At 71.5% G+C, this 25603-nt stretch carries 23 protein-coding genes; 12 read left to right on the forward strand and 11 right to left on the reverse strand.

Annotated elements, in window-relative coordinates; translation table 11 throughout:
* Positions 1-42: 42 nt before the first annotated feature.
* Entirely contained in the window at positions 43-1257 is a 1215-nt protein-coding gene (locus tag CG740_RS36175) for an alpha/beta hydrolase family protein (RefSeq protein WP_100579562.1), read from the reverse strand.
* Between the two features lie 99 nt (positions 1258-1356).
* Between CG740_RS36175 and CG740_RS36180 the strand changes: the two genes are divergently transcribed.
* On the forward strand, positions 1357-2007 hold the full coding sequence (locus CG740_RS36180; RefSeq protein WP_100579563.1) for a TetR/AcrR family transcriptional regulator: 651 nt from the start codon (positions 1357-1359) through the stop codon (positions 2005-2007).
* Positions 2008-2058: 51 nt separating this feature from the next.
* Here the strand turns inward: CG740_RS36180 and CG740_RS36185 are convergent, their stop codons facing one another.
* The gene (locus tag CG740_RS36185) at positions 2059-3750 is read right to left on the reverse strand and encodes an MFS transporter (RefSeq protein ID WP_234376695.1); all 1692 of its coding nucleotides are present in this window, start codon (positions 3748-3750) and stop codon (positions 2059-2061) included.
* A gap of 293 nt (positions 3751-4043) precedes the next feature.
* Between CG740_RS36185 and CG740_RS36190 the strand changes: the two genes are divergently transcribed.
* Positions 4044-4427 carry an SH3 domain-containing protein gene (locus tag CG740_RS36190; protein WP_100579564.1) on the forward strand — a complete coding sequence of 128 codons (384 nt, stop codon included), beginning with the start codon at positions 4044-4046 and terminating at the stop codon, positions 4425-4427.
* Between the two features lie 147 nt (positions 4428-4574).
* Entirely contained in the window at positions 4575-5333 is a 759-nt protein-coding gene (locus CG740_RS36195) for a helix-turn-helix domain-containing protein (RefSeq protein WP_100579565.1), read from the forward strand.
* Here CG740_RS36195 and CG740_RS36200 read toward each other — a convergent pair.
* From CG740_RS36200 to CG740_RS36210, 3 genes are read right to left on the reverse strand one after another with little or no spacing between them, the layout of a single operon-like run.
* Positions 5330-5995: a transglycosylase SLT domain-containing protein gene (locus CG740_RS36200; protein WP_100579566.1), complete on the reverse strand. Its 666-nt coding sequence runs from the start codon at positions 5993-5995 to the stop codon at positions 5330-5332. The genes CG740_RS36195 and CG740_RS36200 overlap by 4 nt on opposite strands.
* Positions 5996-5999: 4 nt before the next feature.
* Positions 6000-6350, reverse strand: a complete 351-nt coding sequence (locus tag CG740_RS36205; protein ID WP_100579567.1) for a DUF397 domain-containing protein — start codon at positions 6348-6350, stop codon at positions 6000-6002.
* On the reverse strand, positions 6310-7158 hold the full coding sequence (locus CG740_RS36210) for a helix-turn-helix domain-containing protein (protein ID WP_100579568.1): 849 nt from the start codon (positions 7156-7158) through the stop codon (positions 6310-6312). The genes CG740_RS36205 and CG740_RS36210 overlap by 41 nt, the downstream gene beginning before the upstream one ends.
* 335 nt (positions 7159-7493) lie before the next feature.
* On the opposite strand from CG740_RS36210, the gene CG740_RS36215 reads away from it, so the two are divergent.
* Both CG740_RS36215 and CG740_RS36220 read left to right on the forward strand, forming a co-directional pair.
* Positions 7494-8669: a helix-turn-helix domain-containing protein gene (locus CG740_RS36215; protein ID WP_100579569.1), complete on the forward strand. Its 1176-nt coding sequence runs from the start codon at positions 7494-7496 to the stop codon at positions 8667-8669.
* Positions 8670-9077: 408 nt separating this feature from the next.
* Positions 9078-10247, forward strand: a complete 1170-nt coding sequence (locus CG740_RS36220) for a methyltransferase domain-containing protein (protein WP_199846685.1) — start codon at positions 9078-9080, stop codon at positions 10245-10247.
* A gap of 234 nt (positions 10248-10481) precedes the next feature.
* Here the strand turns inward: CG740_RS36220 and trpS are convergent, their stop codons facing one another.
* On the reverse strand, positions 10482-11537 hold the full coding sequence (trpS, locus tag CG740_RS36225; RefSeq protein ID WP_100579570.1) for a tryptophan--tRNA ligase: 1056 nt from the start codon (positions 11535-11537) through the stop codon (positions 10482-10484).
* A 283-nt stretch (positions 11538-11820) separates the two neighbouring features.
* Entirely contained in the window at positions 11821-12231 is a 411-nt protein-coding gene (locus CG740_RS36230; RefSeq protein ID WP_100579571.1) for a hypothetical protein, read from the reverse strand.
* A gap of 103 nt (positions 12232-12334) precedes the next feature.
* Between CG740_RS36230 and CG740_RS36235 the strand changes: the two genes are divergently transcribed.
* The 3 genes from CG740_RS36235 (at position 12335) to CG740_RS36250 (ending at position 16696) form a co-directional block, all read left to right on the forward strand.
* Positions 12335-13210, forward strand: a complete 876-nt coding sequence (locus tag CG740_RS36235; protein ID WP_100579572.1) for a hypothetical protein — start codon at positions 12335-12337, stop codon at positions 13208-13210.
* Positions 13211-13371: 161 nt separating this feature from the next.
* Positions 13372-14403 (forward strand): endonuclease/exonuclease/phosphatase family protein, encoded by a 1032-nt coding sequence (locus tag CG740_RS36240; RefSeq protein ID WP_100579573.1) that lies wholly within the window; start codon positions 13372-13374, stop codon positions 14401-14403.
* Between the two features lie 334 nt (positions 14404-14737).
* The gene (locus CG740_RS36250) at positions 14738-16696 is read left to right on the forward strand and encodes an FUSC family protein (protein ID WP_100579596.1); all 1959 of its coding nucleotides are present in this window, start codon (positions 14738-14740) and stop codon (positions 16694-16696) included.
* An 816-nt stretch (positions 16697-17512) separates the two neighbouring features.
* Here CG740_RS36250 and CG740_RS36255 read toward each other — a convergent pair.
* Positions 17513-17728 (reverse strand): hypothetical protein, encoded by a 216-nt coding sequence (locus tag CG740_RS36255; protein WP_100579574.1) that lies wholly within the window; start codon positions 17726-17728, stop codon positions 17513-17515.
* Positions 17729-17748: 20 nt separating this feature from the next.
* A complete protein-coding gene (gene snpA / locus CG740_RS36260) occupies positions 17749-18399 on the reverse strand; it encodes a snapalysin (protein WP_100579575.1) in 651 nt (216 codons plus the stop codon).
* Between the two features lie 187 nt (positions 18400-18586).
* Between snpA and CG740_RS36265 the strand changes: the two genes are divergently transcribed.
* The 4 genes from CG740_RS36265 (at position 18587) to CG740_RS36280 (ending at position 23655) form a co-directional block, all read left to right on the forward strand.
* Positions 18587-19531 (forward strand): LysR family transcriptional regulator, encoded by a 945-nt coding sequence (locus tag CG740_RS36265; protein ID WP_100579576.1) that lies wholly within the window; start codon positions 18587-18589, stop codon positions 19529-19531.
* Between the two features lie 151 nt (positions 19532-19682).
* On the forward strand, positions 19683-21170 hold the full coding sequence (locus CG740_RS36270; protein WP_100579577.1) for an APC family permease: 1488 nt from the start codon (positions 19683-19685) through the stop codon (positions 21168-21170).
* 13 nt (positions 21171-21183) lie between these two features.
* Positions 21184-22155 carry a hypothetical protein gene (locus CG740_RS36275; protein WP_100579578.1) on the forward strand — a complete coding sequence of 324 codons (972 nt, stop codon included), beginning with the start codon at positions 21184-21186 and terminating at the stop codon, positions 22153-22155.
* Between the two features lie 108 nt (positions 22156-22263).
* Positions 22264-23655 (forward strand): VWA domain-containing protein, encoded by a 1392-nt coding sequence (locus CG740_RS36280; RefSeq protein ID WP_199846686.1) that lies wholly within the window; start codon positions 22264-22266, stop codon positions 23653-23655.
* Here CG740_RS36280 and CG740_RS36285 read toward each other — a convergent pair.
* Both CG740_RS36285 and CG740_RS36290 read right to left on the reverse strand, forming a co-directional pair.
* Positions 23636-24778 (reverse strand): sensor histidine kinase, encoded by a 1143-nt coding sequence (locus CG740_RS36285; protein WP_100579580.1) that lies wholly within the window; start codon positions 24776-24778, stop codon positions 23636-23638. The genes CG740_RS36280 and CG740_RS36285 overlap by 20 nt on opposite strands.
* Before the next feature lie 13 nt (positions 24779-24791).
* Positions 24792-25445, reverse strand: coding sequence for a response regulator transcription factor (locus CG740_RS36290; protein WP_167159723.1), 654 nt, complete (start codon positions 25443-25445; stop codon positions 24792-24794).
* Between the last annotated feature and the right edge of the window lie 158 nt (positions 25446-25603).

The following is a 25603-nucleotide window of genomic DNA, read 5'->3' on the forward strand; positions in this document are numbered from 1 at the left end:
CGGGAGGGATCCCGGCTCCGCCGGGCGACGCTCCAGAGCGCGTCAGTGCTTCAGGGTGTCGTCGAGCCAGTCGAAGATGCGGCCCGCGGCCAGGCGCTGGGCGCCGGTGTGGCAGTGGGCGCCGGCGCCTTCCGCGACGGTGAAGCGCATGAGGGTCTTGGGGCAGGTGAGGTGGTCGTAGAGCTGCTGCGGCTGGCCGTCGAAGAACAGGTCGTCCTCGGCCTCGCAGACCAGCGTCGGGCAAGTGATCTTCTCGGCCACGCCGTCGGCGAGGGTGTAGTCGAGGTAGGAGGCCAGGAACTGGCGAGGGGTCGAGACGTCCATGACGTACGAGCCGTGCGTGATGGACCAGCGCATCGTCGGGTTCGTCTTCATCAGGGCCTCGATCGAGGCGTCGATCTCGGGGGCGTGCTCGGCCCGCAGCAGGGCCTCGGCCTCGGGCCGCGGCATGGGCATGTTCTGGGTGGCGAGCTCGCCGAGGTCGTAGACGCCGTCGACCGCGACGACGGCGGCGAGACGGTGCTCGAAGGCGGCGGCGCGGGGGGCGAGCAGGCCGCCCATGCTCAGGCCGAGCAGGCCGATGCGCTCGGGGTCGACCTCGGGACGGGTGTCGATCAGCCAGTCGAGGACCGGGGTGATCACGCTCTCCCAGTTGGGGCGGAAGGGGAGCCCGTCGTTGAAGCGGGCGCCGGGCTGGCCGGGGCCGTCGAAGGTCAGGACGTGGTAGCCGCGCTCCACACCGGCCGCGCCGCCGAAGAAGTGCATCTCCTCGGCCGTGCCGTCGAACCCGTTGTGCATGACGATGGTCGGTGCGGGCCCCTCGCCCGGGGCGCGGTAGAAGTAGCCCCGCAGGAACGTGCCCTCGAACGGGATCTCCACCGGCTCGATCCGAGGCGTGAAGAGCTCGGCGGCGGCGTGAAAGGCGGCGACGGCGCGCTCGTAGGAGGCGGCGATGCGCGGGTCGTCGGGGTTGCCGTGGAGGAAGAACTCGGCCGAGCGGAAGTAGTTGTTCGCCCGCAGGAAACCGTCCCGCGCCGAGATCTCGTGGCCCCCTTCGAGCGCGGCCTTCGCCTCGGCCTCGGTGCGCTCGGCGGTGGCCATCCACTGCTCGTACCAGCTGTCGTAGTCCCCCGCGGTGATCTTCTCGGCGGTGGCGACGACCTCGCCGAAGTCGGAGCCGCCGTAGGCGGCGTGGCCCAGCGCGCGCAGGGTCTCGTACCAGAACTGCGGGTCGTCCTCGAACAGCATCGGCTTCATGACCGTCTCCCTCAATCCCTTAACGCAGGTTTTCCTTGCGTTAAGAACGTAGCGCGGACGCCCCTGCTAACGCAAGAGCACTTGCGTTAGCATTTCGGGATGACCGAAGAACATCGCGACCTCAACGAGCCCGAGCGGCCCGAGCCGGAGGACCGGCCGCGCCGGCGCACCGGCGGCCGGAGTGCCCGCGTACGGGAGGCCGTCCTCAAGGCGACGGCGGAACTCATCGCCGAGCAGGGCCACGAGCGCATCCCCATCGCCGAGATCGCCGAACGCTCCGGCGTCCACCAGACGTCCATCTACCGGCGCTGGCGTACCACCAACGCGATCGTGCTCGACCTCTCCCAGGAGCGGCTCGCATCCACGTGGGCCATCCCCGACACCGGCAGCCTGCGCGGGGACCTCCTCACGTACGCCCACCGGGCGGCCGAGTCGATGACGGGCCCGGACGCGGCCGTGCTCCTGCGCGCGCTCATCGCCTCGGTGCCCCTCGGCAGCAGCGGGGGTACCGGGGATGCCGAAGACGCAGGTGCGGGCGGCATCCCGCACCCCCTGCCCGCACGCGGTAAGGACCTTCAGGACATGCTGGACCGCGCGGCGTCCCGCGGCGAGCCCCGCCTCGACCTCCTCGACGTCCTGGACGGCATCCTCGCGCCCATCTACCTGCGCACCCTCTTTCACATCCCGGTCATGGACGACCCCTACCTGACCTCTCTCGTCGACAAGGTCCTTGCGCATACCGCCAGTTGATCTCTCGTACCGGCAAGTCCCTTGCGGCGAGCGCCGGTCGAGGAGGCGTTCTCACATGTGGACGGGCCCTTCCGCGGTGCCCGCCGCCGGCCTCGGCGGGCCCTTGCGGTAGAGCACCACGGACACCAGGAGGCCGAGGGCGAAGAAGGCCGCCGACCACCAGTACGCCGTCGAATAGCTGTGGAGCTGGGCCTGGACCCGTGCCGCGGGGGTGGGCCGGCGGCCGACCAGATAGCTCGTGGCGGCGCTCGTCGCGAGGGTGTTCAACAGGGCCGTGCCGATCGAACCGCCCACCTGCTGGCTGGTGTTGACCATCGCCGAGGCGACGCCCGCGTCGTGCGCGGCCACTCCGGCCGTGGCCATGCTCATCGCGGGGGCAAAGATCAGGCCCATGCCGACGCCCATGACGAGGAGCGGGGGCAGGACATGGCCGGCGTATCCGCTGCTCGCGTCCAGGGCCGTCATCCAGGCCAGCCCGGCCGCACCGAGCCCCATGCCGAGCGGCACGATCGGCTTCGCGCCCAGTCTGGGGACGAGCTTGTTCTGCGCGACGACCGAGCTGACGATCATCGCGAACACCATGGGCAGGAAGGCGAGCCCGGTCTTGACGGGCGTGTAGCCGAGGATCTGCTGGAGGTAGTACGTCAGGAACAGGAACACGCCGAACATGCCCGCGCCCGAGATGAACATGGCCAGGTAGGACGCGGCCCGGTCCCGGTCCAGTACGACGCGCAGCGGCAGCAGGGGGTGCTTCGCGCGCGTCTGCCACCAGGCGAAGGCGGCGATCAGTACGCCGCCCGCCGCGAGGAAGCCCCAGGTCTGCGCCGAACTCCACGCGTGCGTCTCGGCGTTGGAGAAGCCGTACACGATGCAGAAGAGACCGGCCGAGACGAGGACCGTGCCCGGGATGTCGAGCTTGGGGCGGTCCTGCGGGGCGCCCGGGTGCAGCAGGCGCAGCGCGCCGAAGAAGGCGAGCGCGGCGAAGAGGAGGTTGACGTACAGGCACCAGCGCCAGTCCAGGTACTCGGTGAGCACGCCGCCGAGCAGCAGTCCCACCGCGCCGCCCGTTCCCGCGACCGCGCCGTAGATGCCGAACGCCTTGGCGCGCTCCTTCAGGTCGGTGAACGTCGTGGTCAGCAGGGACAGCGCGGCCGGCGCGAGCAGTGCGCCGAAGACGCCCTGGAGGGCGCGCGCGGTGACCAGGACCTCGAAGCTGGGCGCGGCGCCGCCGATCGCCGAGGCGAGGGCGAAGCCGACGAGTCCGACGAGGAAGACGACCTTGCGGCCGACGAGGTCGGCGATCCGTCCGCCGAGCAGTAGCAGCGAGCCGAAGGCGAGGGCGTACGCCGTGACGATCCACTGCCGGTTTCCGTCGGAGAAGCCGAGGTCCTGCTGGGCCGAGGGGAGTGCGATGTTCACGATGGTCGCGTCCAGGACGACCATCAGCTGGGCGAGCGCGATCACGCCGAGCACGAGCCAGCGATGCTCGTGCTTGGCCCCGGTGTGCGGGGCCTGCGGCGGCGGCACGCCGTCGCCCGCGTACGCGACGCCCGGTGGCAGGGTGCTGGACGGCGGGTGCTCGGTGCCGGATGCGGTGGACCCGGCGGTGGCGGCGGACGGGGTGGATGCGGCTGATGTGGCGGAAGCGGCCGATGCGGCGGAAGCGGCCGACAGCCGCTCGGACGCGCTCGCTATCCGCTCGGCGCGTCCGACCTCGACGGAGTCCTTGGTGTGACGGCCCATGTGCCGGTCTCCTCGGTGGTCTACCGGTTGATCCGACCCCCCTCGTCCCCCGGGGTGATCGCCCTCCCGGAATCGCCCCTCCCTCACGCTAAGTGAGGCCCAGGCGATCCGCCACGCGAGTGAACGGGCGTGGCCGCGTGCGGCGCCGTGCGGCTCCAGTGGCGGTCCCGGCCCCAGCGGCCCGTCCCTATTCGTCCCAGGCACGGCTGGGACGAATTTCCGGGTCGCACTGCGGACACGAATGCTGACACAGGGTCACTACTCGGGGACCCCGCACCTTGGAGAAGACACACATGAACCGAAGCACCGTGCGCAACGCCGTCGTCGCCGCCACCGCCCTGCTCGCCCTGTTCCCGGCCGCCGCGATGGCCGCGACCCCCACGGCCGCACCGGCTCGGGCGAGCGTCGCCACCGCCTACCACCACCACAAGATGCATGCGCAGGGTGTGGTGGTCACCGGGAACGGCCGCGGGCTGCACGTCCGTACCGGCGCCGGCACCACCTACCGGACCACCGGCACCCTGCGTTCGGGACGCCAGGTGTCGCTGGCCTGCAAGCGGAACGGGACCTCGGTGCACGGCAACCGGGTGTGGTACCGCCTGGCCGGACACCACGGCCGCTATGTGTCCGCGCACTATGTGCGGGTCGCGGCCGGGTCCAGCGTCCCGTGGTGCTGACCGTCGGCACGGGAGGGACCGGGACCGACGCCGGTCGCTGAATTCACAACTTCGCCCGTTCGCCCCGGGGGCCGGAGCTTGGCTCCGGCCCCACTGGGGTACAGATGGCCCCTGAACGGGACTTTGTGGACTTTTGGGAGGGACCGCGTGGCCCAGTGGCGACCGCTGCCCGAGACGACCCGGCCCGAACTCCGGCTCCTGACCGAAGAGTTGAGGCACCTCAAACAGACCTCGGGCCTGAGCCTGGCCGGTCTCGCCGCCCGCACGGCGTACAGCAAATCGGCCTGGCACCGCTATCTCAACGGGGACAACCTCCCGCCGCGTGACGCGGTCGACGCCTTCGGCGCGCTCGGCGGGGCCGAGCACCACGCGCGCCTCCTGGAACTCTGGGACCGCGCGACCCGGCCCTCTGCCCTGCCGCCGCCCCGCCCCGAAGCCGCCCCTGCCTCTGCCCCTGCCCCTGCCCCTGCCCCTGCCCCTGCCCCTGCCCCTGCCACCATCGCGGCGCCGCGATCCCGCCGTACGCATCACCGGACGGTGACCGTCGCCGCCGCGCTCGCGCTCGTGGGCGGCGCCGCCTGGGCCGCCATCCCGCACACCCGCGAGGCGACCCCGGCCGCGCCCGCGCCGCCCGCCTGTCAGGGCGCGAGCTGCCAGGGCGACGACCCGGCCCGCACCTCCTGCCGCAGCGACGCCCGCACCCAGAGCGCCCTGAAGACGGCCTCGTACGCGGTGAAGCTCCGGTTCAGCCCGTCCTGCGACACCATCTGGTCGGAGGTGCGCAACAGCTCGACCGGGGCCCGCACCGAGAGCCCGATGCTGATGGCCCCCGACCCCCGGCAGGCCGAGGCGTGCGCGGAGGTCAACCACAAGATGCTGTGCACGGGCGACGTGCCGCCGGGCTAGCCCGCGACGGCCGTGCCGGCCTTCTTCCAGTTGTCGCGCAGCCTCGTCAGGTAGTCCGACGCCTGGCTCCCCGGCTTCACGCCCCGCGCGAACGCCGCCATGTTGCCGCCGCCCGCGTTGTAGCCGAGCGCCATCAGCTCGTCGCGCGAGAGCGAACCGGTCAGGTGGGAGGGGAGCTGCGCGGACATGTCGTGCAGGTACCAGGCCGCCGCCTCGACCGCGAGCGCGCGGTCGTCGGGCAGCTCCTCCCACTTGCGCGCCGAGAAGTCCCGCCCGCGCTTGGTCTGGTCGAACGCGGCCCGGTGCATGTTCGCGATGCCGAAAGCGGCGTCCGGCTTGTACTTCTGCCAGCTCCGCTCGAAGGCCGGGTCGTGCGGCTTGTAGTCCTCGTTGTAGAGGATCGCCATCAGCAACTGGGGGCTGACCCCGGCCTGCTTGGCGTACTTGCGCACCTGGGGCGCGTAGGCGGCCGGGTCGTACGTGCCGCTCGGCGCCGACGGGCCGGCCGACGGCTCGGCGGAGGCCGAGGCCGAAGGTGCGGGCGTACGCGCCGGGCTCCCCGTGTCCGATCCGCCGCGTACGCATCCCCACGCGGCCAGCGCGACCACCGGCAGCACCAGCCACCGGGCCCGCCCGCCGCGCCTCCGCTCAGCCTTCACCATGCGGTCAGCTAAACACGCCTTGCTTGGCCGCCGCCACGAAGGCCGCGAATGCGGCGGGGGCGGCGGTGAGGTGGGCCCCCTCCGGATCCTTGGAGTCCCGGACCGCTATCCGACAGGGCTGGGCTGCAACCTCCAGGCACTGGCCGCCGGTGTCCCCGCTGTGGCTCGACTTCTTCCATTCGACTCCGCCGAGGGGGGCGCACTCGACGCAGTCGCCGCCGGTGTCCCCGCTGTAGCTGGACTTCTTCCATTCGGCTCCGCCGAGGGGGAGACATTCGACGCAGTCGCCGCCGCTGGTGCCGCTGTACGACGACTTACGCCACGGGGCGCCCGTCAGCTTCTGGTCGGTCCCCATAACGCTCCTCCACTACACGGGCGATGAGTGCCGCAGACTCCTCCACAGAGAGAGCGGCAGCCTGCAAGCGAGCGTAACCGACCGAACGTTCCCTGATTACTTGCGGATTGGCCGTCATGTGAGCGGTCCCGTAGCTCTCCGCGTAGAAGACATCCGGGTTGTCGTCGAAGCGCAGCAGATTGAAGGACCCCATCATTCCCGAGTGCTGGCCTGCCGAGTACGGCAGCACCTGGATCTGGACCCACGGGTGCTCTGCGTAGGACAGCAGATGGCGTAGCTGGCAGCGCATGACCTCAATGCTTCCGACCACGCGGTGAAGTACCGCCTCGTCCAGCACTACCAGGAGGGGCGGCGGATTCTCCCTGGACAGAATGCGCTGGCGCTCCATTCGGGCCGCCACCAACTCGTCTGCCCTGTCAGGGCTTTCCACGCCCATCAACGCCCTGGCGTACCCCGGGGTCTGGAGCAGCCCGTACACCACCTGGGCCTGAAACGTGGAGATATAGGCAGCCCGCGCCTCCATTTCCGCGTACTGCTGGAACCAGGTGGGCAGTTGGCTGCGCAGCACCAGGCCAACCAGCCGCGAGAACATCCCATCCGTACCGAGCGCAGCGTCAAGCCGCTCCGAGAAGTCGCGGGTTGGCACCCGGTGTGTGGTTTCGACCTGTCCGACCAGGGAGCCGGTGACGAAGATGCAGCTGCCGAGCGCTTCCTGGGTGAGGCCGGAGGTTTCGCGGAGGCGGCGGAGTTCGGATCCGTAGTAGTCAAGGGGAGAAGCGCTGGGGTCGAGGTCTCGGGCGCTGACCATGAAGCCACCTCCAGGGGCTGCGTTCGGCTCATCGCCGAGCGTAAGCGAGCCGTGGACACTGCGTGACGGTTATCCCGTAACTCACCTGACCCTGCGGCGAGTTGGTGGCGGCGACCGAACCGTAGAAGGCCGCCGCCACTTCCCCGTGTCCCCCGTGTTCCCCCGCGCTTCGAGCGTCTCGCAGGGGGCGCGGCGGAGGCATCCACCCGTGGAACCATCCGCCTCCGCCGCTCGGGGGAGGGGAGGTTCGGCCATGGGCCGTGGTGGGCGCGAGTGAGTGACGGCTCCCCTGCCGTCAGGAGTAGGCCAGTTGCTGTCGGGCGTACTCTGCGAATATGAGCGAAGCCGGCGAGCGTTTGAAGACCGCCCGCAAGCGGCGGGGACTGACACAAGCAGAGTTGGCTGACGAGTCCGGTGTGGGCGTGACTGTGATCCGGCACCTTGAGCAAGGGGTGCGCGCCACGGCCCGCATGGAGACGTGGCGGAAGCTGGCTCACACGCTCCAAATACCCACAATGCGCCTCGCCGAGGGGACGGACGACCCCGGAGTGACTGAGGGCACCGTGGAGACATGGACGGCCGTCAGAGAGGTGCTGAACTCCCCTCCTGGGACGTTGGCGATCGAGTCCGATGAACCGCCGACGCTGGACGGTGTCCGGGCCGTAGTCGGCGAATCCCTGCCGTACTTCAAGGGCCAGTTCGGCGCGCTTGCGCGAGTATTGCCCGGCATACTCCGCGACGTGAACGCTCTGGGCGACGAGGGGCAGGCGCTCCGTGCGCGCGTACTGCAACTCAGCGGATGGGCGCTGACCATGACCAGGCAATTCGATCTGGCCGAGGACGCACTGGATCGGTCCATGGACTTGGCAACCGACCGCATCCAAGCAGCGGAGACGATCAATAATTTGACTTGGCTGTACCTCCGCCGGGGTGAGCTGGATCGGGCCCGGAACACTGCCGTCAAGTGGGCTGACGAGACGGAGCCCACCAAACTGCGGCGCGCCACCCCTGACGAGCTCTCGGCGTGGGGGTGGATGCTGCTTCGCGTGTCAGCGGCATGCATCCGAGACAACCGACCGGGCGAGGCAAGCGCGGCGATGAAGTGGGCTCGCGTGGCAGGTGACGCGCTCGGCGCCGAATACCAGCCGAGCCCCTTCGTGACGCTGCGCACCTTCGGTCCCACGACCGTGATGCTCAAGACCGCGGAGAACGCGGCCGTGACTGGTCATCCCGAAGAGGTACTGAGGCTCGCCCGCCGGGTTCCGAAGGGTGGCGTCCGGCCGACGACCAACAATTTGAACCGGCATCAGCTTGACGTGGCTGACGCTCAGGCCAAGACCGGTGACTACACGGGGTCGGTCGCGCGTCTCCTCAAGATCAGGCGCAGATACCCCGAGTGGCTGGCTCATCAGCGGTACGCAGGTGACGTGGTGTCACGGATCGCCGAGAAGAGGCGACTCATCACACCTGAACTGCGGGAAGTGGCAAGCGTGGTGCGCGTCAACCTCTAAATGATCACTTGCGACAGTTCGGTGCGTCCGGGCGCGGAACTGTTGCAGACCCACCCTCGTAGCGCCCCTATCGTCACTTCTCAAGCTGACAGTGAGAGATGGCGGCGCGGATGCCGAGTGGGCTGCTCTTCCATCCGGCTTCGGCGGCCGAGCGACTACGAGACTCAACGATCTCGGCTGTGTGCGTGAACGCGGCTTCACGGTCCCCGGGGAGCCGTCTCAACCCGGCTCACCCTCTGCCGAGGAACCCGACTCACCGACCGATGGAGGTAGGGACATGCGTAGGTGGTGGCTAACGATGGCTGAGGGAAACCCGCAGGACGACAGCGACAGCGGTAACAAGCACGGCGGGGGCGGGTCGGACGAGGGCGGAAACACGAACGACGGCCAGACCCCGGCGGACGGCAAGTGAACGAGCACGACGCAAAGGAGGTGGGCCCCAAGGGGCTCGCCTCCGTACTCCTGGAAAAGGGAGCGCTCACCGCCGATTGGCTCCCCGCGTTCGAGGCTGTCCCCCGTCACGCGTTCACGCCGGATGCCATCTGGCCCGGTCGCGCCGGCATGAACCGGCAGAGTGACCGAGTGATCCGTAGCGAGGACCCCGAAGCGTGGTGGGAGGCCGTCCACAGGGACGCGCCGATCACGACCCAATGGGACGATGGGGACTACACGGGGCCGGGCAAGGGAAAGTCGCCCACATCGTCCAACTCCATGCCCACGATGGTGTTTTCCATGCTGGACGCGCTGAGCGTCGAGGCAGGTGACACGGTGCTGGAGATCGGCACGGGAACCGGCTGGAACGCGGCTCTGCTGTGTCATCGGCTAGGAGCCGAGAACGTCGTCAGCGTCGAGGTGGACGAGGTCAGCGCAGAGGACGCGCGTACCCATCTCCATGCCGCTGGGCTCCGTCCGCTGGTGCATGTTGGCGACGGAGCGCAGGGGTACCCGGAGCGGGCTCCGTATGACCGGCTGATCGCTACCTGTTCCATTGGCAGCGTGCCCCCGGCATGGCGAGCGCAGGTGAAGTCCGGCGGCCTGATCGTGGCTCCGTGGGGGCCGACGTACGGAGGGGAAGCGGTGGCACGTCTCACCGTCGCTGAAGACGGTACGGCGTCGGGTCCGTTCGTGGGGTCGTCGGCGTTCATGCGGCTACGAGCTCAGCGACCCCAGCGTATGCACGTCCGCGAGTACCTGGGCGGGCGGAAGTGGCCGGCGAACGGCTTGAGGTCCACGACAACTTTGTCTCCGGACGCCGTGGGCGAGTGGAACGTCATGTTCGCGATCGGAGTGCAGGTGCCCGGTGCGTTTCCCTGGGCTGAGACCTATGACGACGGCTCGTACACGCTCTGGCTACGGGACACGGCCGTCACGTCGTGGGCGACGGCTGACTACGTGCCGGGGAGTGATGAGTTTGAGGTCCATCAATCCGGGCCCCGGAATCTTTGGGATGAGGTCCTGGTGGCCTACCGCTGGTGGGACGACCACGACCGCCCCGGTTTCGATCGCTTCGGGCTGACCGTGGACAGCGGCGGCGAACGTGTCTGGCTCGACTCGCCCGACAACATGGTTTCTGCCTAGGCACAGCGCTTTGACGAGCCTTCCTGGACTCTCTGGGGGAGAGTCCATTCGATGGCGGACCGTACGTGGCCGTTCGCGCGGTTCCTCGCGCCCCTCGCCGGACCGGTGCCGGCCCGCACAGGCATCTTCAGCCCGTCATGGGGCCCTTGGCCCTTAAGGCCTTGGGGGAAATTGAGGACGAGTGACCTTAAGGCGCGACGGGGGTGCAGGGGGGCGAGCCCCAGGGGTCCCGGGTCAAGAGGGGGAGCCCATCGCTTCGCGGACCTCCGCCAAGGTCCGCTCGGCCACCTCGTTCGCCCGGGCATTCCCCGCCCGGAGCAAGCCCCGTACGTAGGACAGGTCCTGCGCATACTCGGCACGCCGAGCCCGCAGCGGCGCAAGGTGGGCGTTGACCGCCTCCGTGGCCACCGCCTTCAGCCTCGCCGCCCCGCCGTCCCCCAGCTCCGCCGCCACCTCGTACGGCGACCGGCCCTGGCAGAGGGCCGTGAGCAGCACCAGGTTGCTCACCTCCGGCCGGCCCTCGGGGTCGTACGAGATCCGCCGCACCGCGTCCGTCTTCGCGCCCCGGATCAGTCGCGCGGTGTCGTCCGAACTCGCCCTGAGCGCAATGGAGTTGCCCCGACTCTTACTCATCTTCGTGCCGTCCGTACCGAGCAGCAGCGGCGCCTCGGACAGCAGGGTGCGCGGCTGGGGGAAGACCGGCCCGTACCGCTCGTTGAAGCGGCGTGCGATCGTCCGGGTCAGCTCCAGATGCGGCTCCTGGTCCTTGCCGACCGGCACCAGGTCCGCCTTGCAGAACAGGATGTCGGCGGCCTGATGCGCGGGGTAGGTGAACATCAGGCCCGAGACGGCCGCCTGCCGGGAGTGCGCGATCTCGTCCTTCACCGTGGGGTTGCGGCCCAGCTCGGCGACCGATACCAGGCTCAGGAACGGCAGCAGGAGCTGGTTCAGCGCCGGCACCGCGCTGTGCGTGAAGATCGTCGCGCGGGACGGGTCGACACCCGCCGCCAGGTAGTCGAGGACCAGACCCTCGACGTGTTCCGTGAGCCGGTCGGCCACGTCCCGGTCGGTGAGCACCTGGTAGTCCGGGATGACCAGGAACAGGTCCATGCCCTCGTTCTGGAGGCGGACCCGGTTCTGGAGCGTGCCGAAGTAGTGGCCGAGGTGCAGGGGTCCCGTGGGCCGGTCGCCCGTCAGGATGCGGTTCTTGGCCGGGCGGTCCTTGGCCGGGGTGGCGACGGGGGCCGCGGCCGGCGGGAGGTGGCTGGTCGTCGTGCTCGTCGTGCTCATCGTGGGCTCCTCGCGAGGCAGGGGAAGGGGAAAGGGAGTGGCGGGCCTGGACGGCGGTGGCCACTGCGGAATCCCGGCGAGGGCGACGCGAGGGTGACGCGGGGGCAACGAAAAGGGCCGTCCAGTGACGAACGGCCCGGGTGACGATGTCGTGCGTGGGTGTCGTGGCCGCTCCTAGGAGGAGCGCCACCAGCAGAGGTGAGAACGGTGCTGCGCTACGGACGACATGGGTTCACTGTAGCCCGGCCATGGCGCCGGAGCCCAGGGCTCAACGGCCCACCGGTCAGTTCTCGTGTGTGTAGAACACATAGAACGCCGTCAGGGCCATCGCCGCTCCGAGCGCCGCCCCGATCCCGGACGAGCGCAGCACACTGTGGTCGGACAGGCTGTACAGGAACCCCATCGCGCAGCCGAACAGCGTCCCGTACGCCGCCGCGCGGATCTCACGGGGCAGGGCGGACTGGATGCGCAGGAGGCCGATGCCCAGGGCGATCAGGATCCCGCCCGCGACCACGCCGAGGACGACCTGCCCCCAGGTGATCACGCCGTTGCCGCCGTTGCGCTGGATGCCGGCGGCCCAGATTCCGTACGCCACGCCCAGGACGACGGGGACCGCGATGGCGGCCCTGCCCAGGGGGCGGGCCGTGCGCCGGCTCGTCATGGGTGCCGAAGCGTGTGAAGCGTGTGCGGCCATGGCGGCACTCCTTCCACTCATATGCGCGTCCCACTTATATGTGCGTCCCCCATATAGCCCACACCCGCGCGCGCCGCCCGGCAACCCGGGATTACGTGGACGGGTGCGCAGCTTCCTGTCCGTGGTGCTGATCGTGCTCGCTGCCGTGCTCGTCCCGCTCGGCGCGATCGCCGCCTGGGCGAAGACGGAGATCGGCGACAGCGGCCGGTACGTCGCCGCCATGGCTCCGCTCGCCCGCGACGAGGCCGTACGCGGCGAGGTGGCCGGCAGGGTCACCGACGCGATCATGAAGAACGTCGACGTCGGTCCGCTCCAGGACTCGGTGGCCTCTCTGGTCGGCGGGGCGGTCCGCTCCTTCACCACCACCTCCGCCTTCCAGGGCGTGTGGAACACCGCCAACCGGGCCGCGCACGCGAGCGTCGTGTCGGCTCTCACGACGAACGGCGGCGGCAATGACGTACGCATCGACCTGGCGCCCGCCGTCGAGCAGGTCAAGCGTCAACTGGTGGCACAGGGCGTGCCGTTCGCGAACAGGATTCCCGTGGAACACACCGACCTGACCGTCGTCGAGTCGACGAAACTCGGCCCTGTCCGCACCGTCTTCCGCCTGCTCCAGCGCATCGGGGTCTGGGGTGCGGTCGGCTGTCTGGTGGCCGCCGCCGGTGCCGTGCTGGTGGCGGTGCGCCGCCGGCGCGCCCTCGTCGGGGTGGGGCTCGGGCTCGCGGTCGGTGCCGTGGTGCTGCGGGTGCTGGTCTCCGTGGGCCGCAAGCTCACGCTCGACGGGCTGCCCACGGACTCCGATCCGTCGGCGGCGGGCGCGGTCTACGACGCGCTCACCGACTTCCTCAGCACCACGGCCTGGGGAGTCCTGGCGTTCGGGCTGGCCCTCGCGCTCGGGGCCTGGCTCACGGGCCGGCCGTGGCGGCGGGGGCGGCGAGCCGCCGAAGCGCCCCGTCCAGGACCGGCCCCGGCGGAGTAGCGGGCCCGGTCCTGACGCGCGTGGCGGCCCATGCCCGGAGGGGCGCGCGGCAGCCCATGCCCGGGGGGGGCGGGCAAAGGCTTGAGCAACCGTGCCGGGTGGGGGCCCGTCCTTGAGGGAGGATGCGAGCTCTGTGACCAGCTAGCGGGAGGCGGGCCGCCGTGGACACCCTGGGCACCAAAACCATGGGCGCCGGAACCATGCCGGACCGGGACCGCATGGTGGGCGAGCGGCGCCGACACCCCTGGCGGGTGGTGTCCGCACTGGCCGGGGCCCTACTCCTGGCCGGGGTCAGTGTGGTGGTGGGCTGCCGGGTCGTCGATTCGGACGGGGTCACCCCGGTCCCGCAGGCCCTCGCCTTTCTGCCGTGGCTGCTCGTACCGGGCGGCGCCGGGCTCGTGTTCGCCGTGCTCGGGCGGTGGCGCACCGGCATGGTGTGGGGCGTCGCGGTGCTCGCGGTCACCGGCTGGTACACCCAGCCGTACGGCGCGGCCGCGACCCAGCCGAAGGGCTCGATCCTCGCCGAGTTCCAAGTCCTCACCTCCAACACCGAGTTCGGATGGGCAACGGACGATCTGATCGCCACGGTCAAGCGCGAGCGGCCCGACCTCGTGTTCGTCGAGGAGTGCAGCTTCCGCTGCGCCGACGCGCTCGCCGCCGACCTGCCGAAGGCGGACTATCCGTACCGCGATGTCGTACGGGAGGACGGCTCGGCGGGCTCCGCGATCCTGAGCCGGTTCCCGCTGCGGGCGGTCGCACCCATCGAGTCGGTGATGGCCATGCCGGGCGCGGTGGTCACGATCGGCGGCCGGGACGTACGGATCCAGCTCGCGCACCCCTCGCCGCCGCTGCCCGGCGACGACACGAAATGGCATCAAGAGCTGGGCAGGATAAGGGAGTTCGCCCGTACCGCGAAGGGTGATCCGGTCATCGTCGCCGGGGATTTCAACGCCACCCAGGACCACGCCCTGTTCCGCTCGGTGCTCGAAGGCGGCGCCCTGCACGACAGCGCACGGCTGACCGGGCAGTCCGGTGCGTGGTCCTGGCCGGCCGACCGCAGCACACCGCTGCGCACCCAGATCGATCACGTCCTGGTGAGCGGCGACTTCAAGGCGACGTCCGCCCGCTTCCTCAAGCTGCGCGGCACGGACCATCGCGCGCTGCTGGTGGGCCTGAGCCTGTACGGCGGCTAGATCTGGTCGGTCCGGTCTGGTCGGTCTGGTCCGGTCCGGTCTGGTCGGTCCGGTCCGGTCCGGTCCGGACCGGTCCGGTCCGGTCCGGAGATTCACCCCCCGCTCTCCGATTCACCCTCGCTATCCACAGGGTCGGCGGGCGTGCCGGGGCGGGCGGCGCGCGGGGCGGGGCCGGTTTCGCCGTGCGGGGCGGGCATCTCGGGGATGATCCGGAAGCGGTGCTGCCACCGCGTGATCAGATTCGTAAAAATTATCCACAGGCTGTGGACAACTTTTACGGTTTTGTTGGGCGTCCCGTTTGCACCAAGTGATCTTTTTACGGTGTCGTGTGCTCATGGCTGATCGGAAGCGGGCGGAAGAGCGCGGGCGGCAGGGGCGGCTCGGGCCGCCGGAATGGCTGATCGGGGGACTGCGGCCGAGCCCGGCGCCGATCCCGTGGCCCGCGGTCGCCCGGTCCGCGATCGCGATGGCCGCGCCGCTCGGCATCGGCATGGCGACCGGGCAGAGCGCGTACGGCGCGCTCGCCTCCATGGGCGCGCTCAGCGGAGTCATCGGCGACACCGCCGACGCGTACCGGATGCGGATCTTCAACATCGCCGTGCCGCAGCTGTACGGGGCGATCGGGGTGACCGTCGGCAGCCTCGTCTTCGGGCACGGCTGGCTCGCGGTCGGCGCGCTGACCCTGGTGGCCCTGGTGTCCGGCATGATCTCCTCGATCGGCGCGGTGGCCTCCGTCTCGGGACTGCTGCTCCTGCTCAACGCCGTCGTCGGGGCGGGCCTGCCGATGCCGGGCCCGTGGTGGAAGGCACCGCTCCTGCTCACCCTCGGCGGCCTGTTCGTCCTCCTGCTCAGCCTGCTCGCCTGGCCGCTGCGGCGCACCGAACCCGAACGCGACGCCGTCGCCGGGACGTACCGTGCGGTCGCCGCGTCGATCGAGGCGGCGGCGACCGACGCGTACGACACGAGACGCCAGGCCGTCACGAACGCACTCAACAACGCCTACGACCTCGTCCTCGGCAGGCGCGCCCGCGAACACGGGCGCCGCGGCGAGCTGGTGCGGCTCTCCGCGCAGCTCAACGTGCTGATCCCGATCGTGGAAGCGGCCCCCGCCGTGCATCTGCGCGGCTGGGGCGTCGACCCCGCGATCCCGGCCGCCGTACGGCAGTTGGCGGACGCGGTCGAAGAGGGCCGCACCGACACCGTCGAACCCGAGCTGCCCGGGCCCACCACCCCGGCCGAACGCGCCCTGGACTCGGCGCTGCGGCACGCCTTCGCCGTGGTGCACCACCCCGACCCCGACCACACCAACATCGACGACCGCCTCGGGCGTCCCGCGGCCCTGCGCATCCGGTTCCGCCGCGCGGCCCGCAACGTCCTGCTCTCCGGCGCCTCCTGGCGTTACGGGCTGCGGCTCGCCCTGTGCATCGGGCTCGCGCAGGCGCTGGTCTCGGTGGTGCCGGTGGAGCGTTCGTACTGGGTCGCCCTGACCATCGTCTTCGTCCTCAAGCCGGACTTCGGATCGGTCTTCGCCCGCGCCCTGACGCGGGCCGTCGGCACCGCGGGCGGGCTCGTCATCGCGGCGGCCGTCCTCGCGGAGGTGCCGCGCGGGTGGTGGGACGTGCCGGTGATGCTGGTGCTCGCCGCCCTGATCCCGGCGTTCTCCGCGAAGGGGTACGCCTTCCAGACCGCCGCCATCACGCCGGTGATCCTGCTGCTCTCCGACGTCCTCAACCACCAGGGCTTCAACCTGGTGATGCCGCGCCTGTGGGACAGCCTCATCGGCTGCGCGATCGCTCTGGTCGCGGGGTATCTGCTGTGGCCCGAGAGCTGGCACACGCGCATCGGGGCGCGGCTCGCGGAGGCGGTGTCCGCGACGGCGGAGTACGTGGAGTACGCGTTCGGCGCGGAGGACGACCGGGCCGAACGGGTCCGGCGCCGGCGCCGGCTCTACCGGGACCTGTCGACCGTACGGAGCGAATTCCAGAGGGCGTTGACGGAGCCGCCGCCGATGGGGGCGCGGGCGGCGGCGTGGTGGCCGCTCGTCGTCGCCGTCGAACGCATCGTGGACGCGACGACCGCAGCGCGGGTCCGGGTCAATCACGGGGCGGTGCGGCCTGCGGCCGGGGAGGTGGAGGAGGTCGCGGTTCAGCTCCGCGAGCTGGCGGGTGGGCTGCGTCGCAGTTCCCACCTGGTGGGGGTTTCGGTTGCCCTCCCCGGTCCCGCGGAGAGCGTCCTCGCGCCCCTCCGCGAAGAGGTCCGCGCGGCCCGAGCCATCACCTCCCCGCGCCCCTAGCCCCCCGCGCGGGCGCGCTGTCCCCTCTTGCCCGGGGGCGAGCTGTCCCCTCTTGCCCGGGGGCGCCGGGCCTTTTGCGCTGGGCCCGTTCCGCTGACCTGGGGGTGCGCTGGCCCGGGGGGCCGGGCCTTTTGCGCTGGCCCGGGGGTGCTGGGGCTTTGCCCCAGGCCCCGGGGTTTGGCCCCTCCCCGCCCCTTCCCTAAACCCTCCGGGGGTGGAATGGGGGTGGGTGAGCTTTCGGGGGCTGCGCCCCGGGACCGCCTTTCAGGTGCGGACCGTGCGTGGCTGGTCGCGCAGTTCCCCGCGCCCCCAACCCCGTTTCCGTCCGCGGACCGCGGTCGCTTCTCGCGCAGTTCCCCGCGCCCCTAAAGGCCTCGGTGCGGGCCCGCATCGGGCATTTCAGCCCGTCATGGGGGTCCCCCCTGGCCTTAAGGCCAGGAGGGAGATTGAGGACGAGCGCCCTTCAGGCGCGACAGGGGGTCTGGGGCGGAGCCCCAGGGGGACCCGGAACCCACCAACCCCGGGCCACGGGCGGGCGGGTGGGCGAGATGCCCGGGGTCTAGGGCGCAGCCCCAGGGGGACCCGGAACCCGCCAACCCCGGGCCACGGGCGTGCGGGTGGGCGAGGTGCCCGGGGTCTGGGGCGGAGCCCCAGGGGGACCCGGAACCCACCAACCCCGGGCCACGGGCGGGCGGGTGGGCGAGATGCCCGGGGTCTGGGGCGGAGCCCCAGGGGGACCCGGAACCCATCAAGCCCGGGTCGCGGGCGGGTGGGTGGGCGAACCCCCCGGGTCGGGCCCCAGGCGCCCGGTTCGGGCTAGAAGAGGGGGAGTTGGCCCGGGGCGGGGGCCAGTTCGAAGGCGGCCAGGGTTCGCTGGGTGGCGTCCAGGGGCGCCCGGCGCTTGGAAGAAGGGCAGAGCTTGAGCTCCGCACCCTCGTGCGTACGCGGATCGTGGCGTACGAACTTGCCCGCCACCACGGCGACGGACCGACCGCAGGACGGGCAAGATCGGCGAGGGGATACGGACGTCATCCCCCCATGCTGCCAGAGGCCTACGCGGCCGGCTTGAACGCCGAGGCGAGCCCGTTCCGCCACAGGCTGTTCACCCGGGACTTCTCCGTCGCGTTCGGGTACGCGTTGCGGCACGACGTACCCGGCCCGCCGCCCGACATGAGCTCACTGCACGGCCCGGAGTAGTGGTCGGGCAGACCAAGGACGTGCCCGGTCTCATGGGCGACGACCCGCACCGAGTAGTACTGCTGGTTCTGGCCGTAGTCCAGGAAGATGTAGCCGTTGCCGTGCCCGTCGGTCGAGGCGTACGAACCGTTCTGCGGGTCGTTGCCCTCGTAGTACTGGAAGTCCGCGCCGGAGCTGCTCTCGGCCAGGCGGACGTTCTGAACCGAGCCGTTCCAGATCTGCGCGGCCTGCGATATCTGGGAGCGGAAGCTCGGCGCGTTGGAGGTGCTGTAGTACACGGTCACCGCCGCGGCCAGCGGGTTCGCGGCCCGCTTCTTGGCGACCGACTTCATGACGGCGTCGTAGAACGCCCGGTCGTTGGCGGCCGAGTGCTTGCCGGCGGCGGTGTAGTGCGCGGCGCCCGCGGGAGCCGGGGCGGGGGTGGCGGCGGTGGCGGGGATCGCGCCGAAACCGGCGAGGGCCAGACCCAGGGCAGCGGTCACGGCGAAGGTACGCGGGTGTCTCATGGGGGGTTACCAATCGTTGGGGGGATCCGCGTCCGGCTGGGTGGGCCGGCCACGGGTGGGGGTGTTCCCGGTGATTGTGGAGGCCACAGCGGCGTACGGGAATGATGCCGATCTGCGATAACTCCCGCGTATCAGAGCGGTTTTGGACATCTGGTGGAAAGACTTAGCGCGTCCTAACCTCTGCCGCATGGACCTGGAGGTGAGACATCTGAAGCTGCTGTGCGCCATCGCCGACGCCGGCAGTCTGCACGGCGCCGCGCGGGCGCTCGGCACCAGCCAGCCAGCCCTCACCAATCAACTGCGGCGCATCGAGAACACCTTGGGCGGCCAGCTCTTCTCACGCGAGCGAACCGGCTGTGTGCCCACGGCACTTGGCCAGGGTGTGGTCGGACGGGCCCGGCCGCTGCTCGCCTCGCTGAGCGCGCTCGTCACCGAGACCCGGGCCGCGGCCGCCCGCACCGGTGGCGGACCGCGGCTTCGCATCGGCTCCACCGCGAGCCGTGCGATCCCGGGCTGGCTGCGCCGGCTGCGCGAGCGCCTGCCGAGTACCGAGACCGAGCTCCAGGTGGCGGTTTCGGCCACCGCGCTGCTGCGCCGGGTCGCGGCCGGCGAGCTGGACATGGCCTTCGTCCACGAGGTGGAGGGCTGCCCGCTGCGGCTGCCGCCGGGTCTCGACATCCGTACGCTCGTGGAGCGCGAGCCGCAGTTCGTGTGCCTGGCCGTGGACCACCCTGCCGCCCACCGGACGATCGTGGACCTGGCCGACCTGGCCGGCGACCAGTGGATGATCGACCCGAGCGTCGACGGCGAGTGGGAGGGACTGCGCCGCGTCCTCAACGCCGCCGGGCTCAATCCCCGTGTGCTGCACGGCGATTACCTGACGGCCGCGGGCCTGGTCGCCACCGGCGAGGTGGTCACGCTGTGCCAGCCCACCTCCCGGCCCCGCCCGGACATGGTCGTACGCCCGCTGCGCGGCGACCCGCTGGGCGTGCGGCTCTTCCTCGCCGTGCGCAACGGTGCGTACGGGGGCGAACTGGCCGGGGTCGGGGCGGACTTGGCGTCGGCGTACTGGGAGGCCGCCTCGCACTCGCCCCCGTATCGCAGCTGGCTGGCGGAGCGCGGCCTGCCGTAGCCGCCCGAGCCGTCCGGTCCAGACCACTGGTGGCAGGGCGTGGCGACTACGATGCCGTCGACTTCGGGTTCTCGTGGTACCGCAAAGCATCGCAAGGCCCGGAGTTTCTGACATACCGCCATATGTCGTGCCGTCAAAGGATGTTCGGGCCATGAGCAACAGCACCGGTGGCAGAGGACTGCAACCCAACGTACTGTCCACGTTCGACACCGTTGTCATGGCGGTCGCGGGGAGCGCGCCCGCCTATTCACTGGCCGCCACCACCTCCGTACTCGTGGCGGCGGTCGGGCTCGCCAGCCCGGCCGCGCTGCTCTACTGCGCGATACCCATGCTCGGCATCGTGCTCGCCTTCGGACGGCTCGGACGGATCGACGTCAACGCGGGGGCCGCCTACTCCTGGGTGGGCCGCACCCTGCACCCCTTCCTCGGCTTCATCAGCGGCTGGGCGCTCGTCGTCGCCGCGACCCTGTTCATGGTGGCCGGCTCGCTGCCCGCCGGCCAGATGACCCTCGGGCTCTTCGACCCCGCCCTCGCCCACCACACCGCGCTGGCCACCGCCACCGGCGCCGGATGGTTCCTGCTGATGCTGGCCGTCGTCCTGGGCGGTGCCCGGCTCTCGGCACGGGCCCAACTCATCGTATCCGGGGTCGAGTTGGCGATCCTCGGCGGCTTCTGCGTCGGCGCGCTCGTGCACATCGGGGAGGGCGGCGGGGTCGTCGCGTTCGACTGGGCCTGGCTCGGCTTCGGCCACTTCGACGGGGTCTCCGGGTTCGCTGCGGGCACCCTCATCGCCGCGTTCTACTACTGGGGCTGGGACGTCACCAGCAATCTCAGCGAGGAGACCCGCGACAGCCGCCGCACCGCCGGGCTCTCCGCGCTGGTCGGCGTCGCCGTCGTCTTCGCCCTGTTCGTCGCCTACACCGTCGCCGTGAACGTCCTGCTCACCAGCGGCGAGATCGAGGCCGGCCAGAGCAATGTCCTCGCCCTGCTCGGCGAACGCGTCTGGCCCGGCTTCGGCGGAAAACTCATGGTGCTCGCCGTCATCCTCTCCACCATCGCCACCCTGGAGACCACCCTCATCCAGGTCACCCGCTCCCTGTTCGCGATGGGCCGCGACCGTACGATGCCGGGCGCGCTCGGCGCCGTGCACCGCCGCTGGAACACCCCGTGGGTGGCGATCCTCGTCGTCGGCGCGGTCGCGCTGCTCCTCTTCGTCGCCTCCAACGCGCTCGGCTCGGTAAGGGACATCATGGCCGACGCGCTCGCCGCGATCGGCCTCCAGACCACCCTCTACTACGGGCTCGCCGGGCTCGCCGCCGTCGTCGCCTACCGCAGGACGCTCACCGAGTCCCTCGGCTCCTTCCTGCTCGGCGGCCTCTGGCCGCTGCTCGGCTCGGTCTTCATGTTCTGCGTCTTCGGCGCCTCGCTCACCCGGCTCAGCGCCGCCGCCGTCACGATCGGCATCGGCAGCCTGCTGGCCGGCCTCCTCCCCATGTTCTGGTACTGGCGCCGGGGCAGCGCCTACTACCGCCCCGCCCGCCTGGACGCGACCCGCTCCTTCGAGGCCGGCGCCGGCCATCCCAACTCCCCCACCCGGGGGCCCAGTTACGTCAATGCCGGGCACCCCACCGACTTCTGAGAGGCGGACACGGATGGCAGCACTGCGCCGCCGCTCCGACCGGAGTGCGGACCTTCGCTTCGACACCGACCTCGGCGACCGCGCGCTCACCACGGCCCGGCACGACATCGTCATAGGCCGCTGGCAGGGCGTACGCGATCTGCTGCGGGCCACCGGCGACCACTGGCCGCTGCGCACCCACCGCATCCGGGCGCTGGCGAACGCCGCCGCCGGGTCGTCCGTCGTCGAGGCCTGGCGGGCCGCCGAACCGGACAACCCGGACGCGGCGGTCCTGCGGGCCGCGACCGAGGTGACCCGCGTGTTCAACGGCGCCATCGCGGCCGGGCGGGGCGCCACGACCGACCGCGACCGCATCGACGTCGCCGTCATGGCCTGCCTCGCAGCCGCCGACGCCCGCCCCGGCGACCCGACCCCCTGGGCCTCGCTGCTCACCGTGGTGCGCCTCTACGAGGGCGGGGTCGCGCGGAGCGAACTGCGCGGCTGGTGGGAGGAGTTGCGGCGGCGCGACCCGTACCACCTGGAGGGTCATGTCCAGATGCTGCGCTACTTCTCGGCGCGCTGGCACGGGACACACGGCTCGATGTACGACTTCGCGCGGGACGCGGCGGGCGCCGCCCCGGCCGGCTCGCCGCTGCCCGTACTCGTGCAGATCGCCCGCGTCGAGGAGTACCGGTACGTCTCCGACGCGGCGAAGGGGCGGCCCGTGCGGGGTTTCGGGCAGCACTGGAACCACGAGCTGGCCGTGACCGAGCTCCTGCGCACCTACGACCGCTGGCTCGGCGGACGCGTCCCGGGCCCCATTCGCGCGGAGGAGGCCGCCGAACTCAACTACCTTGCACACGCGGCCTGTTGCGCGGACCTCACCCGGGAGGGCGCGGCGCTGGTCGGGCTGCTCGGCGAGCGGATCGCCCTCGTCCCCTGGGTCTACACGGGGGATCCCGCCCGTCAGATCGGGCGCTGGCGCGGGGGCGCTCCGCCGAGTTAGCCCACCGGGTCGCTAACCTTACGTGTCTGCGCTGGCCAGGGGTCTGCTCCCGGATCTGTGGCGCAGTGCGGTACTCATCGCACCCAACTCATGCGAAAGGCCTCGCCCATGGGCATTCGGAGCTTGCTGCGCAAGGTGTTCGGACGCGAAGGCACGGAGCGTGCCGAGCCGGCGGCGGCTTCCGTACCGCCCCAGACGGAACGCACCGCCGAGGCCGCGGAGGCGCCGGCCGAGGCCATCGAGGTGCCGGCCGAGGCGGCATCGCCCACCGTCCCCGCGCCGGGGCGGCGCGACCTGTCCCCGGCGGAGAAGCTGGTGGCCGCCGCGTTCGATGGGCCCCGTCCGCCCGCTGAAGCCGCGGGCGACGCGTCGTCCTCCGACCGCTCCCCCGCCGACGGCGCGACGGGTGCCGCCGAGGTGCCGCAGCCGCGTACGGAGGCGAAGCCGGAGCCCGAGGCAGGGCCTGAGCCGGCGGCGGTGCAGGCCGAGCCCGTCGCGGAGCCCGAGCCCGAGCCCGAGGTCCAGCCCGTCGCGGAGCCCGAGCCCGAGCCCGTACAGGCGAAGGCCGAGGTCGCACCCGTCGCCGAGCCGGAGCCCGAGGCAGAGCCGCAGCCGGAGCCTGAGCCGCAGCCCGTAGCAGCTGAGCCGGTCGCAGAGCCCGAGCCCGTACGGACGGAGGCTCCGGTCGAGCCCGAGCCCGAGCCCGTCCAGGCTGCCGCTGTCGTCGAGCCCGAGCCGGAGCCCACACCGGCGGAAGCCGAGCCCGAGCCGGAGTCCGTGCGGACGGAAGCCGAGCAGGAGGAGCCCGAGCCCGTCCGGGCGGAGCCCGTCGTGGCCAAGCCGGCCGTCTCCGCCGCCCGGGTCAAGTCCCGGGCGCCGGGGCTCGCCGGGGCCTACAAGGCCGCCGGGGCCGCGCTCAAGAAGGCGGGGCTCACGGGGGCCCGGATCAAGGTGTACCTCGTGCTCGACCGGTCCGGGTCGATGCGGCCGTACTACAAGGACGGCAGCGCCCAGGGTCTCGCCGAGCAGGTGCTCGCCCTCGCGGCGCACCTCGACGAGGAGGCGACCGTCCACACCGTGTTCTTCTCGACCGACATCGACGGTTCGGTCGACGTGACCCTCGACGCGTACGAGGGTGTCGTCGACGAGACGCACGCCGGGCTCGGCCGGCTCGGCCGGACCAGCTACCACCGGGCCGTCGAGGAGGTCGTCGAGCACGTCGAGAAGTCGGGGCACGAGGGGCCGGTGCTCGTCGTGTTCCAGACGGACGGCGCCCCGGACGCCAAGCTGCCCGCGCGCCAGGCCCTCACCGACGTCTCGGACAAGCCGCTGTACTGGCAGTTCGTCGCGTTCGGCGAGGACGACTCCAAGGCGTTCGACTTCCTGCGGACCGCCGAGGGCGAGCACGACCACGTCGGGTTCTTCCACGCCGGGCCCGCGCCCCGCGAGCTGAGCGACGCCGAGGTCTACCGCGGGCTGCTCAGCTCCTACCGCCCGTAACGCGCGGCCGGGTCGCCTTCGGGAGCGAGACGGTCACGGTCAGCCCGCCCTCGGCGCCGGGCTCGGCCGTGGCCGTGCCGCCGTGGGCCACCGCGATCGAGCGCACGATGGACAGGCCGAGGCCCGCCCCCGGCCCCATCCTGTCCCGGCCCTCGCCGCGCCGGAACGGCTCGAAGAGGGCGGGAATCCGGTCGGCGGCGACCTCGGGTCCCGCGGGGTTGGCCACCACGAGCCGGCCTCCGTACACGGTGACCCCGACCGGCCCGTCCGGCTCGTTGTAGGTGACCGCGTTGGCGAGCAGGTTCGCGGTGAGGCGGGCGAGCAGCGCCCGATTGCCCCGCACCACGGCCGGCGCCGGTGCGTCCACCTTCACGGTGTCGTAGCGCGCCGCCTCCTCCCGTACCACCTCCGCGAGGTCCACCTCCTCGCGCAGCTCCAGGCCCCGCTCGCTGCGGGCCAGCATCAGCAGCCCCTCGATGAGCTGCTCGCTGCGCCGGTTGTTGTCGAGCAGCGTCGTACGGGTGCGGGCGAGGTCGGCCGGGCTCGCGTCCTCGTCGAGGCCGATCTGGATCGCGGCGCGCTGGGTCGCGAGCGGGGTGCGCAGCTCGTGCGAGGCGTTGGCGATGAAGCGCCGCTGGCTGTCGAAGGCGGCTTCGAGCCGGCCGAGGAGGTCGTCGATGGTGGCGCCGAGTTCCTTCAGCTCGTCGTCGGGCCCGGCGGCGCCCACCCTCTCGTGCAGATTGCTCGCGGTCAGTGTGCGGGCCCGGGCCGTCATGACGTGCACCGGGCGCAGCACCCGGCCCGCCGTCCACCAGCCGACCACGACCGCGAGCAGGGCGATCGCGACCAGCGCGAGCGTGGACCACAGTGCGGTCTGGTCGGAGGCGGCGTCGCTGACGTCGGCGCTGAGCCGGTAGACGGTGAGCGGTTCGAGGGCCGTGCCGCGCTCGGTCCGGTAGTAGGCGGACGTCCCCGGCGTGTGGAGGGTGGTCGCGCGGGTCGCGATCGCGGTCGCCTGCTCCTGGGTGCCGGCCCGCGAGAGCAGGTTGACGACGGCGAGCAGCGCGGCGCCGAGCGTCAGGAAGACCCCGCCGAAGATCAGCGCGATACGGGTCCTGATCACCGCGGGCGGCCCTTCACAGCGCGTACCCCACGCCCTGGACGGTGCGGATGAGCGCGGGCTCGCCGAGCTTGCCGCGCAGCTTGCTCATGGCGACGCGGACCGCGCCGGTGAAGGGGTCGGCGTTGGCGTCCCAGGCGCGCTCCAGGAGTTCCTCGGCGGAGACGGCCGCGCCGTCGGCCTCCAGGAGGATCTGGAGCACGGCGAACTCCTTGGGCGAGAGGTCGAGCTCCTGGCCGTCGCGGTGCGCGGTGCGCCGCACGGTGTCCAGGCTCAGGCCGTGCCGCTCCAGGACCGGCGGGACCGGGCGGGCGCTGCGCCGCCGCAGTGCGCGGACGCGCGAGACCAGCTCGGGGAACTCGAACGGCTTGCCCAGGTAGTCGTCCGCGCCCAGGTCGAGGCCTTCGACCCGGTCCTCCATGGAGGCGGACGCGGTCAGCATCAGGATGCGGGTGCGCGAGGCGTCCGCGACGAGCCGGCGGGCCACCTCGTCGCCGTGCACGCGCGGCAGGTCCCGGTCCAGGACCACCACGTCGTAGTCGTGCAGGCCCAGGTAGGCGAGGGCCGCGTCCCCGCTGTAGACCGTGTCCACGGCGAAGCCGGCCCGGCGCAGGCCGGTGGCGACGAGCTCGGCGAGGACCTCCTCGTCCTCGGCGACCAGTACCCGCATGTTCTCGTCCTTCGTGTGCACGTGCCCCCTTCCGTCCCAGGATGCGTCCTTATTACGACAGGGGGTGTTTCGCAAACCTCTCCGTGTCCCGGCGCCCGCCGGAGCGGCCAACGGATGCCCTCCGGCCGGGGCCCGGACGCCGTCCACCACCCATCTCC

Source organism: Streptomyces sp. CB01201, assembly GCF_002803085.1.
Lineage (GTDB): Bacteria > Actinomycetota > Actinomycetes > Streptomycetales > Streptomycetaceae > Streptomyces > Streptomyces hundungensis.

Excerpts from the sequence above, each read along its gene's own strand:
- CG740_RS36175 (WP_100579562.1), bottom strand. The coding sequence starts at position 1,257 with ATGAAGCCGATGCTGTTCGAGGACGACCCGCAGTTCTGGTACGAGACC.
- CG740_RS36180 (WP_100579563.1), top strand. The coding sequence starts at position 1,357 with ATGACCGAAGAACATCGCGACCTCAACGAGCCCGAGCGGCCCGAGCCG.
- CG740_RS36185 (WP_234376695.1), bottom strand. The coding sequence starts at position 3,750 with ATGGGCCGTCACACCAAGGACTCCGTCGAGGTCGGACGCGCCGAGCGG.
- CG740_RS36190 (WP_100579564.1), top strand. The coding sequence starts at position 4,044 with ATGAACCGAAGCACCGTGCGCAACGCCGTCGTCGCCGCCACCGCCCTG.
- CG740_RS36200 (WP_100579566.1), bottom strand. The coding sequence starts at position 5,995 with ATGGTGAAGGCTGAGCGGAGGCGCGGCGGGCGGGCCCGGTGGCTGGTG.
- CG740_RS36205 (WP_100579567.1), bottom strand. The coding sequence starts at position 6,350 with ATGGGGACCGACCAGAAGCTGACGGGCGCCCCGTGGCGTAAGTCGTCG.
- CG740_RS36210 (WP_100579568.1), bottom strand. The coding sequence starts at position 7,158 with ATGGTCAGCGCCCGAGACCTCGACCCCAGCGCTTCTCCCCTTGACTAC.
- CG740_RS36215 (WP_100579569.1), top strand. The coding sequence starts at position 7,494 with ATGAGCGAAGCCGGCGAGCGTTTGAAGACCGCCCGCAAGCGGCGGGGA.
- trpS (WP_100579570.1), bottom strand. The coding sequence starts at position 11,537 with ATGAGCACGACGAGCACGACGACCAGCCACCTCCCGCCGGCCGCGGCC.
- CG740_RS36230 (WP_100579571.1), bottom strand. The coding sequence starts at position 12,231 with ATGGCCGCACACGCTTCACACGCTTCGGCACCCATGACGAGCCGGCGC.
- CG740_RS36250 (WP_100579596.1), top strand. The coding sequence starts at position 14,738 with ATGGCTGATCGGAAGCGGGCGGAAGAGCGCGGGCGGCAGGGGCGGCTC.
- CG740_RS36255 (WP_100579574.1), bottom strand. The coding sequence starts at position 17,728 with ATGACGTCCGTATCCCCTCGCCGATCTTGCCCGTCCTGCGGTCGGTCC.
- snpA (WP_100579575.1), bottom strand. The coding sequence starts at position 18,399 with ATGAGACACCCGCGTACCTTCGCCGTGACCGCTGCCCTGGGTCTGGCC.
- CG740_RS36265 (WP_100579576.1), top strand. The coding sequence starts at position 18,587 with ATGGACCTGGAGGTGAGACATCTGAAGCTGCTGTGCGCCATCGCCGAC.
- CG740_RS36270 (WP_100579577.1), top strand. The coding sequence starts at position 19,683 with ATGAGCAACAGCACCGGTGGCAGAGGACTGCAACCCAACGTACTGTCC.
- CG740_RS36275 (WP_100579578.1), top strand. The coding sequence starts at position 21,184 with ATGGCAGCACTGCGCCGCCGCTCCGACCGGAGTGCGGACCTTCGCTTC.
- CG740_RS36280 (WP_199846686.1), top strand. The coding sequence starts at position 22,264 with ATGGGCATTCGGAGCTTGCTGCGCAAGGTGTTCGGACGCGAAGGCACG.
- CG740_RS36290 (WP_167159723.1), bottom strand. The coding sequence starts at position 25,445 with ATGCGGGTACTGGTCGCCGAGGACGAGGAGGTCCTCGCCGAGCTCGTC.